Genomic DNA, 15692 nt, shown 5'->3' on the forward strand with positions numbered 1-15692 from the left:
GTTGTTTATAAACTGCCCAAATGCCACTAAATGGGAAATCTCCAGTGAAGTTCGTAAAGTATTTATTCATCCTTGCAGTTTGTTGCATTCTGCTGGGAGCAGGCTCGATATACGGGCTGTACAAATATATTGAACCGCAGTTGCCTGACGTCGCTACGCTCAAGGACGTGCGGTTACAGATCCCGATGCAGGTCTACAGTGCTGATGGCGAATTGATCGCGCAGTACGGCGAAAAGCGCCGCATTCCGCTCTCTCTCAATCAGATTCCGCCAGAAATGGTGAAAGCGTTTATTGCTACTGAAGACAGCCGTTTTTACGAGCATCACGGTGTCGATCCGGTGGGAATTTTCCGCGCCGCCAGCGTGGCGCTGTTTTCCGGCCATGCTTCACAAGGGGCGAGCACCATCACGCAACAGTTGGCGCGTAACTTCTTCTTAAGCCCGGAACGCACGCTGATGCGTAAGATTAAAGAGGTGTTCCTGGCAGTCCGTATTGAGCAGTTACTCAATAAAGATGAAATTCTTGAGCTTTATCTCAACAAGATCTATCTCGGGTATCGTGCTTATGGCGTCGGCGCCGCTGCGCAAGTCTACTTCGGCAAGTCGGTCGATCAGCTGACGTTGAGCGAAATGGCGGTTATTGCCGGCCTGCCCAAAGCACCGTCGACCTTTAACCCGCTCTACTCGCTCGACCGTGCAACAGCGCGCCGTAATGTTGTGCTGGCACGTATGCAGAGCGAAGGCTATATCTCGCAGCAACAGTATGACCAGGCTCGTAGTGAAGCCATTGATGCTAACTACCATGCGCCAGAAATCGCCTTTTCTGCGCCGTATCTCTCTGAGATGGTGCGCCAGGATATGGTGGCAAAGTATGGCGATAAAGCCTATGAAGACGGCTACCGCGTTTACACCACCATTACCCGTAAAGTGCAGCAGTCAGCGCAGGAAGCGGTGCGCAATAACGTGATGGATTACGATATGCGTCACGGCTATCGCGGTCCATCCAATGTGCTGTGGAAAGTGGGTGAAGCCGCATGGGACAGCAAAAAGATCATCGATTCTCTGAAGACGCTACCGAGCTACGGCCCCCTTGCTCCGGCGGTGATCACCAGCGCGAATCCGCAAGAAGCGACCGCGATGATGGCAGATGGCACCTCGGTCTCGCTTCGTATGGAAGGCATGCGCTGGGCGCGCCCTTACCGTTCCGATACGCAGCAAGGTGCAACGCCGCGTAAAGTAACCGATGTGGTGCAGGCCGGGCAGCAAATCTGGGTACGTAAGGTGAACGATGCGTGGTGGCTGGGTCAGATCCCCGATGTTAACTCCGCGCTGGTTTCCCTCAACCCACGTAACGGTGCCGTGCTGGCGTTGGTGGGTGGCTTTGACTTTAACCAGAGCAAATTTAACCGTGCCACTCAGGCATTGCGCCAGGTTGGCTCGAACATCAAGCCGTTCCTCTATACTGCTGCGATGGATAAAGGCCTGACGCTGGCGAGCATTCTGAACGATGTGCCCATTTCACGTTGGGACGCAGGCGCAGGCTCAGACTGGCGACCCAAAAACTCGCCGGATGAGTATGCCGGTCCTATCCGCCTGCGCCAGGGGCTGGGGCAGTCGAAGAACGTGGTTATGGTTCGTGCTATGCGCGCCATGGGTGTCGATTACGCCGCAGAGTATCTGCAACGTTTCGGCTTCCCGGCGCAAAACATTGTCCATACTGAATCTCTGGCACTCGGCTCTGCGTCATTCACGCCGATGCAGGTAGCAAGGGGATATTCAGTGATGGCTAATGGCGGCTTCCTGATTGATCCGTATTACATCACCAAAATCGAAAACGATCAGGGCAACGTCCTGTTTGAAGCGCGCCCGAAAGTGGCGTGCGCAGAGTGTGATATTCCGGTGATTTACGGTGAAACGCCGAAATCGAACGTGCTGGAAAACAAAGATATGGAGAATGTGGCCATGTCGCAGGAGCAGCAGAATGCCTCCGTGCCAATGCCGCAACTGGAGCAGGCGAATCAGGCGCTGGTGCAGAGAAGCGGCGGCGAAGAGTACGCGCCGCACGTTATCAGCACTCCGCTGTCATTCTTAATCAAGAGCGCGCTGAACAGTAACGTCTTTGGCGAACCCGGCTGGCAGGGCACAGGCTGGCGTGCAGGCCGCGACCTCAAGCGTAATGATATCGGCGGTAAAACCGGGACCACCAACAGCTCGAAAGATGCCTGGTTCTCCGGTTATGGGCCGGGCGTGGTCACCTCGGTGTGGATCGGTTTTGACGATCACCGTCGCGATTTGGGACGAACGACCGCTTCCGGGGCCATCAAAGATCAAATTTCGGGTTATGAAGGCGGCGCGAAAAGCGCGCAACCAGCATGGGATGCCTACATGAAAGCCGCGCTGGAGGGTGTACCGGAAGAGCCGTTAACGCCACCACCGGGCGTGGTAACCGTGAATATCGACCGCAGCACCGGCCAACTGGCTAGCGGGGGCAGCAGTCGTCAGGAGTACTTCATTGAAGGTACGCAGCCTACCCAGCAGGCCGTACATGAAGTGGGTACGACGATTATTGATAACGGTGAGACTCACGAACTGTTCTGATCATCAACCCCCTCCCCAAAGGGAATTGAAAACAGACAATAAAAAGGGCGCTCCGGCGCCCTTTTTATTTTTTTTGGTGAGTGCCGTCAGAGTCGGCCCTGCGCTTGCAACCATTCGCGAATTAAAAACAGTGCGCTCACGTTGCGCGCTTCAGTGAAATCCGGATCTTCGAGTAAATCCATTAAATGCTTCAGTGGCCAACGAACCTGCGGCAACGGTTCAGGCTCATCGCCCGGTAGTGACTCAGGATAGAGATCCTCGGCAAGAATGATGTTCATCTTGCTGGAGAAATAAGAGGGCGCCATCGTGAGTTTTTTCAGAAAAGTAAGCTCTTTTGCACCAAAACCCACTTCTTCTTTTAGTTCACGGTTCGCCGCTTCGTATATACTCTCACCCGGATCGATAAGCCCTTTGGGAAATCCCAGCTCGTAGGATTCGGTTCCCACCGCATATTCGCGGATCAGAATCAGGTGGTCGTCGACAATCGGCACTATCATCACGGCTTCGCGCGTGGAAGGCCGCATGCGTTCGTAAACACGGCGCACACCGTTGCTAAATTCCAGATCCACGCTTTCTACGTTAAAAAGTCGTGAAGTGGCGACTGTCTCGACGTTAAGAATGGTGGGTTTTTGCAATGATTTGCTCATTATTATCGGTCTTTGCAGAGAAACTTGCGTTATTGTGCGACACTAGTCCCCGTTGGGCAATGTCATTCGCCGCTTATTTACATTCTTGCAACTTATCAGAAATCAAATCCCCAAATAAACCAAAAAGTCAATAGGTTGAAATAAAACTAAGAATTTGCTGATATTCCCGTTAGGGTGGTTTTGCTATCCTTACACGCGATGGTATGCGCTTAAAATTATTCAAGTTAATTTCCGCTTGCAACGGCCAGCCACACACGTTATTACGGGAAGGGTGCAACTGACTACACCTGTTAGAAAAAGTAAGATGGGGAAAGCATGAGCACCATTTTGATTGTTTTCGCTGCTATGCTGGCCTGCGCATTCCTCGGTGGATGGATTTTCAGGTTCAGGTCGCAACGTCGCTATCGACTGCCTTATCTTCAGGCTTTCGCGGGCGCGACGACCCGTAAACTCTTGCCAGAAGAGCGCGAAGCCGTTGAAAATTATCTCGAGTCGCTTTCCCGTACCCAACATATCCCCGGCCCTACCGGCGCCACCACGGCCCCGGTTGCGATCACTTTAAATGCCCACAGCGGTACCGTGCTGGTTGTGACGCACGCGATCACGCGCTATGGCATAACCACCGACGCGCCCAATAAGTGGCGCTATTATCTCGACTCCGTGGAAGTTCATCTGCCGCCTTTCTGGGAGCAGTACATTACGGACGAAAACAACGTTGAGCTGATCCGTACCGATTCCCTGCCGCTGGTGATTTCATTGAATGGCCACACCCTCGGCGAATATATGTATGAAGAGCGTAGCGGCGATCTGGAACGTGTTTCGTCGACCCATTCGGCCATCCGCGGTGAAGAAACCGAGCAAATTGAACTGCTGAATATTCGCCGCGAAACGCCGGAGGAGCATACCTTAAGCCGGCCGGACGGTATGCGTGAAGCGCTGCTGGTGTCGACCGCATTCTTGTTGTTCTTTTTCTGCCTGGTGACGCCAGAAGTTTTCGTACCGTGGCTGGCAGGCGGTGCCGTTATGCTGCTGGCCGCAGGCTTGTGGGGGCTTTACGCGCCCCCAGCCAAAAACACATTGCGTGAAATCCACTGCCTGCGCGGCACGCCAAAGCGCTGGGGGCTGTTCGGTGAAAATAATCAGGAGCAGATGAATAATATCTCGCTTGGCATTATCGACCTGATTTATCCCCGTCACTGGCAGCCCTTCGTCACGCAGGATCTGGGGCAGCAAACCGATATCGATATTTATCTCGATCGCCATGTCGTTCGCCAGGGGCGCTTTTTATCCCTGCATGATGAAGTTAAGAACTTCCCGCTACAGCACTGGGTGCGCAGCGCTGTCATTTCCACGGGTTCGCTGGTCGTGCTGGCTATGCTGCTAATTTGGGTGCCGCTGGATATGCCGATCAAATTCACTGTCTCGTGGATCAAAGGCGCACAAACCATCGAAGCCAGTAGCGTTAATCAACTGGAAGCTGCCGGGTTGCGCGTTGGCGACACGCTGCGCCTGAGCGGTACCGGTATGTGCAGCATTCACACGCAGAGCAACTGGGCGTCGCGCCAGACATCGCCATTTACACCGTTCGATTGTTCGCAAATCATCTGGAACAATGCCCCGCCGTTGCCGTTACCTGAATCAGATACGGTGACCAAAGCCACTGCGCTTGTGCAGGCTGTCAGCCGTCAGTTGCATCCCACCGCTGAAGATGACTCCCGCGTGAGTCCGGTATTGCGCTCCGCTATTCAGAAATCCGGCATGGTGTTGCTGGATGATTTCGCCGATATCGTCCTGAAAACCCAGGAGTTGTGTTCCGCTGCCGATGAATGCCTGCGACTGAAAAATGCGCTGGTCAACCTGGGCAACAGCAAAGACTGGGATACACTGACAAAGCGCGCGAGTGATGGGAAACTGACCGGCGTTAACGTTTTGTTGCGTCCGGTAAGCGCTGAGTCGCTGGATAATCTGGTCACCACCTCAACCGCGCCGTTTATCATGCGCGAGACGACACGCGCGGCGCAGGCTCTAAACAGCCCGGCTCCTGGCGGTTTTTTAATTATCAGCGAAGAAGGTAGCGAGCTGGTCGATCAGCCGTGGCCACCCATTGCGCTCTATGATTACCCCGCCCAGGAGCAATGGACAGAGTTCCAGCGGCTGGCGCAAATGCTCATGCAAACACCGTTCAGTGCCGAAGGGATCATTACCAATATCGTTACCGACGCGAATGGCACCAGACATATCAGTCTGCACCGCATGCCTGATGCGACCGGCTTGTGGCGTTATGCCGGCACCACGGTCCTGCTGCTGGCGATGGTTATCAGCACCCTTTATAACGGCGTGCTTGCTTTGCGTCGTTACCAGCGCAACCGCACGCGGCTGGAAGAAATTCAGCAGTATTATGAAAGCTGTCTGAATCCGCGACTTCTCCCCACCCAGGAAAGCCTCAGCTGATAACGATCCCCTGCGTGAGCTGTGTTAACCTGTCGCGCAGGTTCCCCTCTGGCTGGAGTTTCCCCTATGCATATTGATATCGCATGGCAAAACGTTGATACCGTATTGCTGGACATGGATGGCACGCTGCTCGATCTCGCTTTCGATAACTTTTTCTGGCAAAAACTGGTGCCGGAAACTTACGGTGCAAAGCTTGGCTTAACACCGGAGGAAGCGAACAAGGCACTCCGCCAGGAATATCACGCCGTGCAGCATACGCTAAACTGGTATTGTCTGGATTACTGGAGCGAACGCCTCGGTCTTGATATTTGCGCCATGACCACGCAACAAGGGCCAGGCGCGGTACTGCGCGACGATACCGTGCCCTTTTTAGATGCGCTGCAAAAAAGCGGTAAGCGCCGCATTCTGTTGACCAATGCGCACCCGCATAATTTAGCGGTCAAGCTTGAACATACCGGTCTGGCGTCGCACCTTGATTTATTGCTTTCCACCCACACATTTGGTTATCCGAAAGAGGATCAGCGTTTGTGGCATGCTGTCGTGCAGGAAACGGGGTTAAATCCCGAGAGAACGTTGTTCATTGATGACAGCGAGCCCATTCTGGATGCAGCCGCGAAATTCGGTATTCGTTATTGCCTTGGCGTGACCAACCCGGACTCCGGGCTTGCCCAAAAAAGTTATCTGCGTCATCCAGGAACGAGTGATTATCGCCACTTGATCCCTTCGCTTCTCAAGGAGGCTTAATGAAACAGCAGCCTGCGCAAGATGTCCGACTGGATAAATGGCTGTGGGCGGCGCGTTTTTATAAAACCCGCGCCATTGCCCGCGAGATGATCGAGGGCGGCAAAGTGCATTACAACGGGCAGCGCAGCAAGCCGAGTAAAATCGTCGAGCTGAATGCCACGTTAACGTTACGTCAGGGAAATGATGAACGCACTGTCGTCATCAAGGGCATTACAGAGCAGCGCCGTCCGGCTAATGAAGCCGTTACGCTTTATGAAGAGACGGCAGAAAGCATTGAGAAGCGCGAGAAGATGACGCTTGCCCGCAAACTGAATGCGCTGACCATGCCCCACCCTGATCGTCGCCCGGATAAGAAAGAACGCCGCGATCTGATGAAATTTAAATACGGTGACAGCGAGTAACGCTCACCCGCAAGAGAGACAATTATGGCCCATCAAGACCAATTACACCGCTATCTGTTCGAGAACTATGCCGTACGCGGCGAGCTGGTGACCGTATCCGAAACCTGGAAACAGGTGCTGGAAAACCACAATTACCCATTGCCGGTGAAAACCATTCTCGGTGAGCTGTTGGTCGCCACCAGTCTGCTAACCGCTACGTTGAAGTTCGCGGGTGATATTACCGTGCAGCTGCAGGGTGATGGCCCCATGAGCCTGGCTGTGATCAATGGTAACAACCGCCAGCAAATGCGCGGCGTTGCTCGCGTACAGGGCGATGTACCGGAAAATGCCGATCTGAAAACATTGCTCGGCAACGGCTACCTGGTGATCACTATTACCCCGGAAGAAGGCGAACGTTATCAGGGTGTGGTTGGCCTGGAAGGCGACACGCTGGCCGCCTGCCTGGAAGATTATTTCCTGCGTTCAGAACAGTTGCCGACGCGCCTGTTCATCCGTACTGGCGATGTTGACGGCCAGCCTGCCGCCGGCGGGATGCTGCTACAGGTGCTGCCTGCACAGGAAACCCAGGCCGAAGATTTTGAACACCTGGCGGTCCTGACCGAAACCGTCAAAGCCGACGAACTCTTCACGCTGAATGCGGAAGATGTGCTGTGGCGTTTGTACCATGAAGAAGAAGTGACGCTGTACGATCCGCAAGCGGTTGAGTTCAAGTGCACCTGCTCTCGCGAACGTTGCGCAGGCGCGCTCAAAACGCTGCCAGACGAAGAAGTGGATAGCATCATCGCTGAAGAGGGCGAGATCGATATGCACTGCGACTACTGCGGAAATCACTACATCTTTAATGCAATGGATATTGCTGAAATCCGCAATAACGCCTCTCCTGCCGATCCCCAGGTACATTAATGCGAATTTGCGCCGCCTTCCAGGGCGGCGCTTTTGCATAATTTGTCACGTTTCCGTTAAAATCCCGCCTGAAAGTGTTACGTAATTTCCTTTCATGAAAGCGATTACAGTCACACTCTGACCGTTAAAAATGTTGCTTTATGGCATTTCAGGAACATTTTCCCGATCATTATGCTTGAATTTGCCATAATCCGTTCCCTTATGTGCCATGTATCACAGCTTTTTTCGTCGACTGGCAATTGTTGAGATACGTAAATCTATGAGCGTCGTCCCGGTTAACAAATGAAGAATACCCCTACAATTTCAGGCAGTACATCTTGGCTAAGGAGTAGTGAAATGCGCGTTAAGAGCTTAACCCCGCAAGATCTCAAGGCTTATGGTATCAACGACGTACAGGATGTTGTCTACAATCCCGACTACGATACATTGTTTAAGGAGGAACTACGTCCTGACCTGGAAGGATACGAGCGTGGCGTGTTGACGAATTCGGGAGCTGTCGCTGTGGACACCGGTATTTTTACCGGCCGTTCACCGAAGGATAAATACATTGTACGTGACGACACCACCCGCGACACCGTGTGGTGGTCTGACAAGGGCAAAGGCAAGAACGACAACAAGCCGCTCTCGCCGGAAGTCTGGCAAAATTTAAAAGGCCTGGTTACGCAGCAACTCTCCGGAAAACGTCTGTTTATTATTGATGCGTTTTGCGGTGCGAACCCGGACACGCGCCTCGCAGTGCGTTTTATTACCGAAGTGGCCTGGCAGGCGCACTTTGTCAAAAACATGTTTATTCGCCCAACCGATGAAGAGCTGGCAAGCTTTGAACCGGACTTTATCGTGATGAACGGCGCGAAGTGCACTAACCCTCAGTGGAAAGAGCAGGGCCTTAACTCCGAGAACTTCATTGCCTTTAACCTTACCGAACGCATTCAGCTGATCGGCGGAACCTGGTACGGTGGCGAGATGAAAAAAGGGATGTTCTCGATCATGAACTACCTGCTGCCGTTACAGGGGATCGCGTCAATGCACTGCTCTGCTAACGTTGGCGAGCAGGGTGATGTGGCGGTATTTTTTGGTCTTTCCGGTACCGGTAAAACCACCCTCTCTACCGATCCGAAACGTCGCCTTATTGGCGATGATGAACACGGTTGGGATGACGATGGCGTCTTCAACTTTGAAGGCGGTTGCTACGCCAAAACGATTCGTCTCTCTGAAGAGGCCGAACCGGATATCTTCCACGCCATCCGCCGCGATGCGCTGCTGGAAAACGTCAGCGTCCGCGCCGATGGCAGCATCGACTACGATGACGCCTCGAAAACGGAAAATACGCGTGTGTCATACCCGATTTACCATATTCAGAACATCGTTAAACCGGTGTCGAAAGCGGGTCATGCCACTAAGGTCATTTTCCTCACCGCCGATGCCTTCGGCGTGCTGCCGCCAGTGTCCCGCCTGACCGCCAGCCAGACGCAGTACCATTTCCTTTCTGGCTTTACAGCAAAACTGGCAGGCACCGAGCGCGGCGTCACCGAACCCACCCCCACGTTCTCCGCCTGCTTTGGTGCAGCGTTTTTATCGCTGCACCCCACGCAGTATGCAGAAGTTCTGGTGAAACGGATGCAGGCATCAGGTGCGCAGGCCTACCTGGTGAATACCGGCTGGAACGGGACAGGCAAACGCATTTCGATCAAAGACACGCGGGCAATTATTGACGCGATCCTCAATGGTTCGCTGGATGATGCAGAAACCTTCACACTGCCGATGTTCAACCTGGCTATCCCAACCACACTGCCCGGCGTCGATACCCACATTCTCGATCCCCGCAGTACCTATGCATCCCCGGAACAATGGCAGGAAAAAGCCACCCAACTGGCGAAGCTGTTCATTGAGAACTTTGAGAAGTACACCGATACCGCAGCTGGTGCCGCGCTGGTCAGCGCCGGGCCAAAACTGTAATTCGGCTACGCAAGAGAAACAAAACCCGCCACATGGCGGGTTTTTTACGCGTCTTTCGCTTGACCATTCAGTCGGCCGATGGGAACAGGCAACCAGGCGCGAATGCATAATCCGCCTCGCTCGCTGGTGCCCAGTTCGAGCAGACCGTTATGGTTATCCACAATACGCTGAACAATCGCCAGCCCAAGACCGGTGCCGCTGGTACTGCGGGCGCTGTCGCCGCGAACAAAGGGCTGGAACAGATGCTTACGCTGCTCCGGCTTGATCCCCGGACCGTCATCTTCCACCTGGAACCACGCGCGATTCAGCTCGGTGCCGCTGCTGACTTTGATCCAACCGTTTCCATAGCGCGCGGCATTCACCACCATATTCGCAACAGCGCGTTTAATGGAGAGCGGGTGCATACGCACGAAGATTTCACTGTCGTTCAGCGCAGTGTCGATTTCTCGCTCGTAGCCGCTTTCTGCCGCTACCACCTCGCCAAGTACCGCATTCAGCTCCGCCATCTCCATCGGCATCTCCTGCCCGGTACGCAGATAATCGATGAATTGCTCGATAATGGCGTTGCACTCTTCGATATCTTTGTTAATAGACTCCGCAAGATAACCATCTTCCTCGGCCATCATTTCCGTCGCCAGACGAATACGCGTCAGCGGCGTACGCAAATCATGGCTGACCCCGGCCATTAATAACGTGCGATCGTCTGCCAGCTGCTTCACCCCAGCCGCCATCTGGTTAAAGGCGCGGGTCACCGAGCGCACTTCGGATGCGCCATACTCCCGCAGCGGGGCCGGAATTTGCCCTTTCCCGACCTTCAAAGCAGCATGCTCCAGGTCAACAAGGGGTCGGTTCTGGATACGGATAAATAACCAGGCGCCACCAATCGCCATCAGCATAATCGCCAGCGTGTAGCGGAAAAGCGGAGAGAAATCGCCCTGATGGATTTCGGTCAGCGGCACGCGCACCCAAATATTGGGCGACAGCCAGGTTTTCAACCACACCACCGGGGAGCTTTTGTTCACCTCGACGCGCACCTCTGTCGGGCCGCCGAGCTGCTGCGCCATTTGCTGGCTCAGGAATTCATAATGCTGCGCCCAACGGAGGCCGGCATCTTCTGCCGCCTCGTTGGAATAAAGGGAAATACCGAGTTCGCGATAAATTTCACGACGAAACGCTGGCGGCACGACCAGCTGCGTACCATCCTCCAGTTGCAGTTTATCGGTCATCAACATACGGACTTCGTAAGCGAGAACCTTATTAAACTGCTGGAGGCTGGGCAGAATGGCGAAGTTCAGCACCACCAGGTAGGTCGTCACCAGGCTGACGAACAGCAAGGTGACGATGAGCAACAACGTGCGGGCAAATGAACTGCGCGGTGAGAAGCGCACTCGCTTCATGCTTTAGAGCCGTCCGGCACAAAGACGTAGCCCAAACCCCATACGGTCTGAATATAGCGAGGGTGTGCGGGATCTTCCTCCACCATGCGGCGCAGGCGGGAGATTTGCACGTCAATAGAACGTTCCATTGCCGAATATTCACGGCCACGCGCCAGGTTCATCAGCTTATCGCGGGATAAGGGTTCACGCGGGTGGCTGACCAGTGCCTTCAGCACCGCAAACTCACCGCTGGTCAACGGCATCGGTTCATCTTCACGGAACATCTCGCGCGTGCCGAGGTTCAGTTTAAACTTACCAAACGCAATGACCGCTTCTTCCTGTGACGGCGCACCAGGCAGCTCATTCGCCTGACGACGCAGTACCGCACGAATACGCGCCAGCAATTCACGCGGGTTGAACGGTTTGGGAATGTAGTCATCAGCACCGATTTCCAGGCCAACAATACGGTCCACCTCTTCCCCTTTCGCCGTCACCATAATGATCGGCATTGGGTTACTCTGGCTGCGCAGACGGCGGCAGATAGAGAGGCCATCCTCGCCGGGCAACATCAGGTCCAGCACCATCAGATGGAAAGATTCACGGGTTAACAAACGATCCATTTGTTCAGCGTTTGCCACGCTACGAACCTGGAAGCCCTGCTCGGTAAGGTAACGCTCAAGCAATGCGCGCAGGCGCATGTCGTCATCCACTACCAGAATCTTATAATTCTCTTGCATTGTTTATACTCCCAAAGGTTCCGACAATTATGCATCCGTATTCTAAAAAAGTGCGCGTTAACGACCAGCGAAATCTGGTATACATTCTAGTCGAAATTGTTACAAAGCATATTTAACAGCAAGTTATATGCACATTTCATCACAGAAAGCATGATTAATCTGCACGTTAGACACAGCTATTTGTAAAGTGTGCAAAAGGAAATGAAAAGGCTATTGCATGAAAACGCCCCTGATCACCCGTGAAGGCTACGACAAACTGAAGCAGGAACTCGATTTTCTTTGGCGCCAGGAGCGCCCGGAGGTCACCAAAAAAGTGACCTGGGCCGCCAGCCTTGGCGATCGCAGCGAAAATGCAGACTACCAGTACAATAAAAAACGTCTGCGTGAAATTGATCGCCGGGTGCGCTATCTGACCAAATGCCTCGAGAATCTGAAAATCGTGGATTACTCACCGCAGCAGGAAGGCAAAGTCTTTTTCGGCGCATGGGTGGAAATCGAAAACGACGACGGGGATACCCTGCGCTTTCGTATTGTCGGCTACGACGAAATTTTTGGCCGCAAAGATTATATCTCCATTGACTCTCCGATGGCCCGCGCCCTGCTGAAAAAAGAAGAGGGCGATGTCGCCGTGGTGCAAACACCGGGCGGTGAAGCCACCTGGTATGTCAACCACATTGAATACGTTAAGTAGCCGCCCGGAAGCGTCCGGAAGTCCCCATCACGGCTGGCAATTTGCAACGTCAGTCCGTATAACTACACGCTGTTTTTAAGCAGAAGATGATTAAAAAAATGATGAATGATTCGCTCTGCCGCATTATTGCGGGTGAACTTCAGGCCCGGGCTGAACAGGTGGAATCCGCCGTTCGCCTGCTTGATGAAGGGAACACAGTGCCGTTTATCGCGCGCTATCGTAAAGAGGTCACCGGCGGTCTGGATGACACGCAACTGCGTCAGCTCGAAACCCGTCTTGTCTACCTGCGTGAACTGGAAGAACGCCGTCAGGCCATCCTCAAGTCTATTGGCGAGCAGGGAAAACTCAGCGATGAACTGGCGAAAGCCATTAACGGTACGCTGAGCAAAACTGAACTCGAAGATCTCTATCTGCCTTATAAGCCAAAACGCCGCACCCGTGGGCAGATAGCGATTGAAGCCGGGCTGGAGCCGCTGGCTGACTCACTGTGGACCGATCCTTCACAGGATCCGGATACCTTAGCCGCAACCTTTGTCGATGCCGATAAAGGCGTGGCAGACAGCAAAGCTGCCCTTGATGGCGCGCGCTACATCCTGATGGAACGCTTTGCCGAAGATGCCGCACTGCTGGCGAAAGTGCGTGACTATTTGTGGAAAAACGCACATCTGGTGGCCACCGTCATCAGTGGCAAAGAAGAAGAAGGGGCGAAGTTCCGCGATTACTTCGATCATCACGAACCGATTTCAACCACCCCCTCCCACCGCGCGCTGGCCATGTTCCGTGGGCGTAACGAAGGGGTGCTACAGCTGTCGCTGAATGCCGACCCGCAATTCGACGAACCGCCGAAAGAGAGCCATTGCGAGCAGATCATTATCGATCATCTGGGTCTGCGCCTGAATAATGCACCGGCCGATAGCTGGCGCAAAGGCGTAGTAAGCTGGACGTGGCGCATCAAAATATTAATGCACCTGGAAACGGAGTTGATGGGCACGGTGCGTGAGCGTGCGGAAGACGAAGCGATCAATGTCTTTGCCCGTAACCTGCACGACTTGCTGATGGCTGCGCCTGCCGGGCTGCGCGCGACCATGGGGCTGGATCCGGGTCTGCGCACCGGCGTGAAAGTCGCGGTGGTTGATGGTACCGGCAAACTGGTCGCAACGGACACCATCTACCCCCATACCGGGCAGGCGGCAAAAGCTGCTGTTGCGGTCGCTGCGCTGTGCGAAAAATACAACGTTGAACTGGTGGCAATTGGCAACGGTACCGCCTCCCGTGAGACGGAGCGTTTCTATCTGGATGTGCAAAAACAGTTCCCGAAAGTCACGGCACAGAAAGTGATAGTCAGCGAAGCCGGCGCCTCGGTCTATTCCGCGTCTGAACTGGCGGCGCTGGAGTTCCCGGATCTGGATGTCTCCCTGCGTGGCGCGGTGTCTATCGCTCGTCGTTTGCAGGATCCGCTGGCAGAGCTGGTAAAAATCGATCCGAAATCTATTGGTGTGGGTCAGTATCAGCACGACGTCAGCCAGACACAGCTGGCGCGTAAGCTGGATGCCGTCGTCGAAGATTGTGTGAACGCCGTCGGTGTTGACCTGAATACCGCCTCGGTTCCGTTACTGACGCGCGTAGCGGGATTAACCCGCATGATGGCGCAGAATATCGTGACCTGGCGCGATGAAAATGGTCAGTTCCAGAACCGTCAGCAGTTACTGAAAGTCAGCCGCCTCGGCCCGAAGGCCTTTGAACAGTGCGCGGGCTTTCTGCGTATTAACCACGGCGATAACCCGCTGGACGCCTCGACGGTACACCCGGAAACCTACCCCGTGGTGGAACGCATTCTGGCGGCTACGGCGCAATCTCTGCGTGATTTGATGGGAAACAGCAACGAACTGCGCAAACTGAAAGCGTCTGATTTTACTGATGAACGTTTCGGAGTGCCGACAGTAACCGACATTATCAAAGAGCTGGAGAAACCGGGTCGCGATCCACGTCCGGAATTCAAAACCGCAACCTTTGCGGAAGGCATTGAGACGATGAACGATCTGCTGCCGGGTATGGTGCTGGAAGGCGCAGTGACCAACGTGACTAACTTTGGCGCGTTCGTTGACATCGGCGTGCATCAGGACGGGCTGGTCCATATCTCCTCACTGGCGGACAAATTCGTTGAAGATCCCCATACGGTGGTAAAAGCCGGCGATATCGTGAAAGTGAAAGTACTCGAAGTGGATCTGCAACGTAAGCGTATTGCTCTGACCATGCGACTGGATGAACAGCCAGGCGACAGCAATAACCGCCGTGGTAGTAACAGCAACAGCGGCAACCGCGATGCCGGAAACCGCAACAACGCGCGCCCGGTGAAAACCCCGCGCAGCCGCGATGCGCAACCTGCTGGCAACAGTGCCATGATGGATGCGCTGGCAGCGGCAATGGGTAAGAAACGTTAACCTCTAACATAGCCCTTCTCGCGTCTGAGGAGGGCTGTTTTTTTCATCAATACATTCGAAAACATACAATTTCACTAAGAAGATCTTTAGCCCGAAAATTACTAACTTGTTATTTTACCTGCCAATTAATATTCAAAAAAACTCACCAAATTATCGATAATAAGTTCATACCCCAGAGTTTCTTGCTGATTATTTATTCTTTCTTATACCCTGCATGCTTAATAAAGCCTTAAGGCTGAAATAAAATGCAGCAATAAAATTTTGCATTTCTTTTATTAAACAGAGCGCAAAGTGCAGCCCAACAAAATATTGAGCTACGTCAAAACTGAGTCGAATTAATATTTATCTCCCCCGTTGTGCCTGTTTTTATGATTGATGATAAAAACTATTCTCATTATCATTGTGCAAGATGATTCTTCCCCCACACCTTCACCGGTTAAGCCTGTGCTCACAGCGCACAGCATGAATATTGGCTAACAGCGTATATAAGTAGGTTCTATGCAATTCTCTCCTGACAGCGCGTGGAAAATTACCGGTTTCTCTCAAGATATTAGCCCTGCCTGGCGTCAGAAACTGCTTTCATTAGGTATGTTACCCGGCTCCTCATTTAATGTGGTGCGCGTGGCGCCGTTGGGCGATCCCATTCATATCGAAACCCGACGCGTTAATTTGGTGTTAAGAAAAAAAGATCTCGCCTTCCTCGAACTGGAAGCCGTTTCACGTTAAGCGTTTGGTCGTTACAGAGAGT

At 53.4% G+C, this 15692-nt stretch carries 12 protein-coding genes; 9 read left to right on the top strand and 3 right to left on the bottom strand.

The window, feature by feature from the left end; all coding sequences use genetic code 11:
- Nucleotides 1-44: 44 nt before the first annotated feature.
- On the top strand, nucleotides 45-2597 hold the full coding sequence (mrcA, locus tag RTX30_RS10990) for a peptidoglycan glycosyltransferase/peptidoglycan DD-transpeptidase MrcA (protein ID WP_312689671.1): 2553 nt from the start codon (nucleotides 45-47) through the stop codon (nucleotides 2595-2597).
- An 86-nt stretch (nucleotides 2598-2683) separates the two neighbouring features.
- Here mrcA and nudE read toward each other — a convergent pair whose 3' ends face one another.
- Complete coding sequence (gene nudE, locus RTX30_RS10995) at nucleotides 2684-3244, bottom strand: ADP compounds hydrolase NudE (RefSeq protein WP_312689673.1); 561 nt, start codon at nucleotides 3242-3244, stop codon at nucleotides 2684-2686.
- A 315-nt stretch (nucleotides 3245-3559) separates the two neighbouring features.
- Here nudE and RTX30_RS11000 point away from each other — a divergent pair, with 315 nt between their 5' ends.
- The 5 genes from RTX30_RS11000 (at nucleotide 3560) to pckA (ending at nucleotide 9699) form a co-directional block, all read left to right on the top strand.
- The gene (locus tag RTX30_RS11000) at nucleotides 3560-5695 is read left to right on the top strand and encodes an intracellular growth attenuator family protein (RefSeq protein ID WP_312689676.1); all 2136 of its coding nucleotides are present in this window, start codon (nucleotides 3560-3562) and stop codon (nucleotides 5693-5695) included.
- Nucleotides 5696-5761: 66 nt separating this feature from the next.
- Complete coding sequence (gene yrfG / locus RTX30_RS11005) at nucleotides 5762-6439, top strand: GMP/IMP nucleotidase (RefSeq protein ID WP_312689678.1); 678 nt, start codon at nucleotides 5762-5764, stop codon at nucleotides 6437-6439.
- Nucleotides 6439-6840: a ribosome-associated heat shock protein Hsp15 gene (hslR, locus tag RTX30_RS11010; protein WP_312689679.1), complete on the top strand. Its 402-nt coding sequence runs from the start codon at nucleotides 6439-6441 to the stop codon at nucleotides 6838-6840. The genes yrfG and hslR overlap by 1 nt, the downstream gene beginning before the upstream one ends.
- Before the next feature lie 24 nt (nucleotides 6841-6864).
- Nucleotides 6865-7743: an Hsp33 family molecular chaperone HslO gene (gene hslO, locus RTX30_RS11015; RefSeq protein WP_312689681.1), complete on the top strand. Its 879-nt coding sequence runs from the start codon at nucleotides 6865-6867 to the stop codon at nucleotides 7741-7743.
- 336 nt (nucleotides 7744-8079) lie between these two features.
- Nucleotides 8080-9699: a phosphoenolpyruvate carboxykinase (ATP) gene (gene pckA, locus RTX30_RS11020; protein WP_312689683.1), complete on the top strand. Its 1620-nt coding sequence runs from the start codon at nucleotides 8080-8082 to the stop codon at nucleotides 9697-9699.
- Between the two features lie 44 nt (nucleotides 9700-9743).
- Here the strand turns inward: pckA and envZ are convergent, their stop codons facing one another.
- Nucleotides 9744-11096, bottom strand: coding sequence for a two-component system sensor histidine kinase EnvZ (gene envZ, locus RTX30_RS11025; protein WP_312689685.1), 1353 nt, complete (start codon nucleotides 11094-11096; stop codon nucleotides 9744-9746).
- A complete protein-coding gene (ompR, locus tag RTX30_RS11030) occupies nucleotides 11093-11812 on the bottom strand; it encodes a two-component system response regulator OmpR (RefSeq protein WP_001157751.1) in 720 nt (239 codons plus the stop codon). Before ompR ends, envZ begins: the two co-directional genes overlap by 4 nt.
- Before the next feature lie 217 nt (nucleotides 11813-12029).
- On the opposite strand from ompR, the gene greB reads away from it, so the two are divergent.
- The 3 genes from greB (at nucleotide 12030) to feoA (ending at nucleotide 15670) form a co-directional block, all read left to right on the top strand.
- Nucleotides 12030-12503, top strand: coding sequence for a transcription elongation factor GreB (gene greB / locus RTX30_RS11035; RefSeq protein WP_312689687.1), 474 nt, complete (start codon nucleotides 12030-12032; stop codon nucleotides 12501-12503).
- A gap of 98 nt (nucleotides 12504-12601) precedes the next feature.
- Nucleotides 12602-14944, top strand: a complete 2343-nt coding sequence (locus RTX30_RS11040; RefSeq protein ID WP_312689688.1) for a Tex family protein — start codon at nucleotides 12602-12604, stop codon at nucleotides 14942-14944.
- Nucleotides 14945-15442: 498 nt separating this feature from the next.
- A complete protein-coding gene (gene feoA, locus RTX30_RS11045) occupies nucleotides 15443-15670 on the top strand; it encodes a ferrous iron transporter A (RefSeq protein ID WP_312689690.1) in 228 nt (75 codons plus the stop codon).
- The last annotated feature ends 22 nt before the right edge of the window (nucleotides 15671-15692 follow it).

It is taken from the genome of Kosakonia sp., from assembly GCF_032052965.1.
Classification (GTDB): domain Bacteria; phylum Pseudomonadota; class Gammaproteobacteria; order Enterobacterales; family Enterobacteriaceae; genus Kosakonia.

What these genes read in the sequence shown, in the direction of transcription:
- ompR (WP_001157751.1), bottom strand. Translation starts at nt 11,812, where the DNA reads ATGCAAGAGAATTATAAGATTCTGGTAGTGGATGACGACATGCGCCTG.
- feoA (WP_312689690.1), top strand. Translation starts at nt 15,443, where the DNA reads ATGCAATTCTCTCCTGACAGCGCGTGGAAAATTACCGGTTTCTCTCAA.
- pckA (WP_312689683.1), top strand. Translation starts at nt 8,080, where the DNA reads ATGCGCGTTAAGAGCTTAACCCCGCAAGATCTCAAGGCTTATGGTATC.
- RTX30_RS11040 (WP_312689688.1), top strand. Translation starts at nt 12,602, where the DNA reads ATGATGAATGATTCGCTCTGCCGCATTATTGCGGGTGAACTTCAGGCC.
- hslO (WP_312689681.1), top strand. Translation starts at nt 6,865, where the DNA reads ATGGCCCATCAAGACCAATTACACCGCTATCTGTTCGAGAACTATGCC.
- RTX30_RS11000 (WP_312689676.1), top strand. Translation starts at nt 3,560, where the DNA reads ATGAGCACCATTTTGATTGTTTTCGCTGCTATGCTGGCCTGCGCATTC.
- yrfG (WP_312689678.1), top strand. Translation starts at nt 5,762, where the DNA reads ATGCATATTGATATCGCATGGCAAAACGTTGATACCGTATTGCTGGAC.
- envZ (WP_312689685.1), bottom strand. Translation starts at nt 11,096, where the DNA reads ATGAAGCGAGTGCGCTTCTCACCGCGCAGTTCATTTGCCCGCACGTTG.
- nudE (WP_312689673.1), bottom strand. Translation starts at nt 3,244, where the DNA reads ATGAGCAAATCATTGCAAAAACCCACCATTCTTAACGTCGAGACAGTC.
- hslR (WP_312689679.1), top strand. Translation starts at nt 6,439, where the DNA reads ATGAAACAGCAGCCTGCGCAAGATGTCCGACTGGATAAATGGCTGTGG.
- greB (WP_312689687.1), top strand. Translation starts at nt 12,030, where the DNA reads ATGAAAACGCCCCTGATCACCCGTGAAGGCTACGACAAACTGAAGCAG.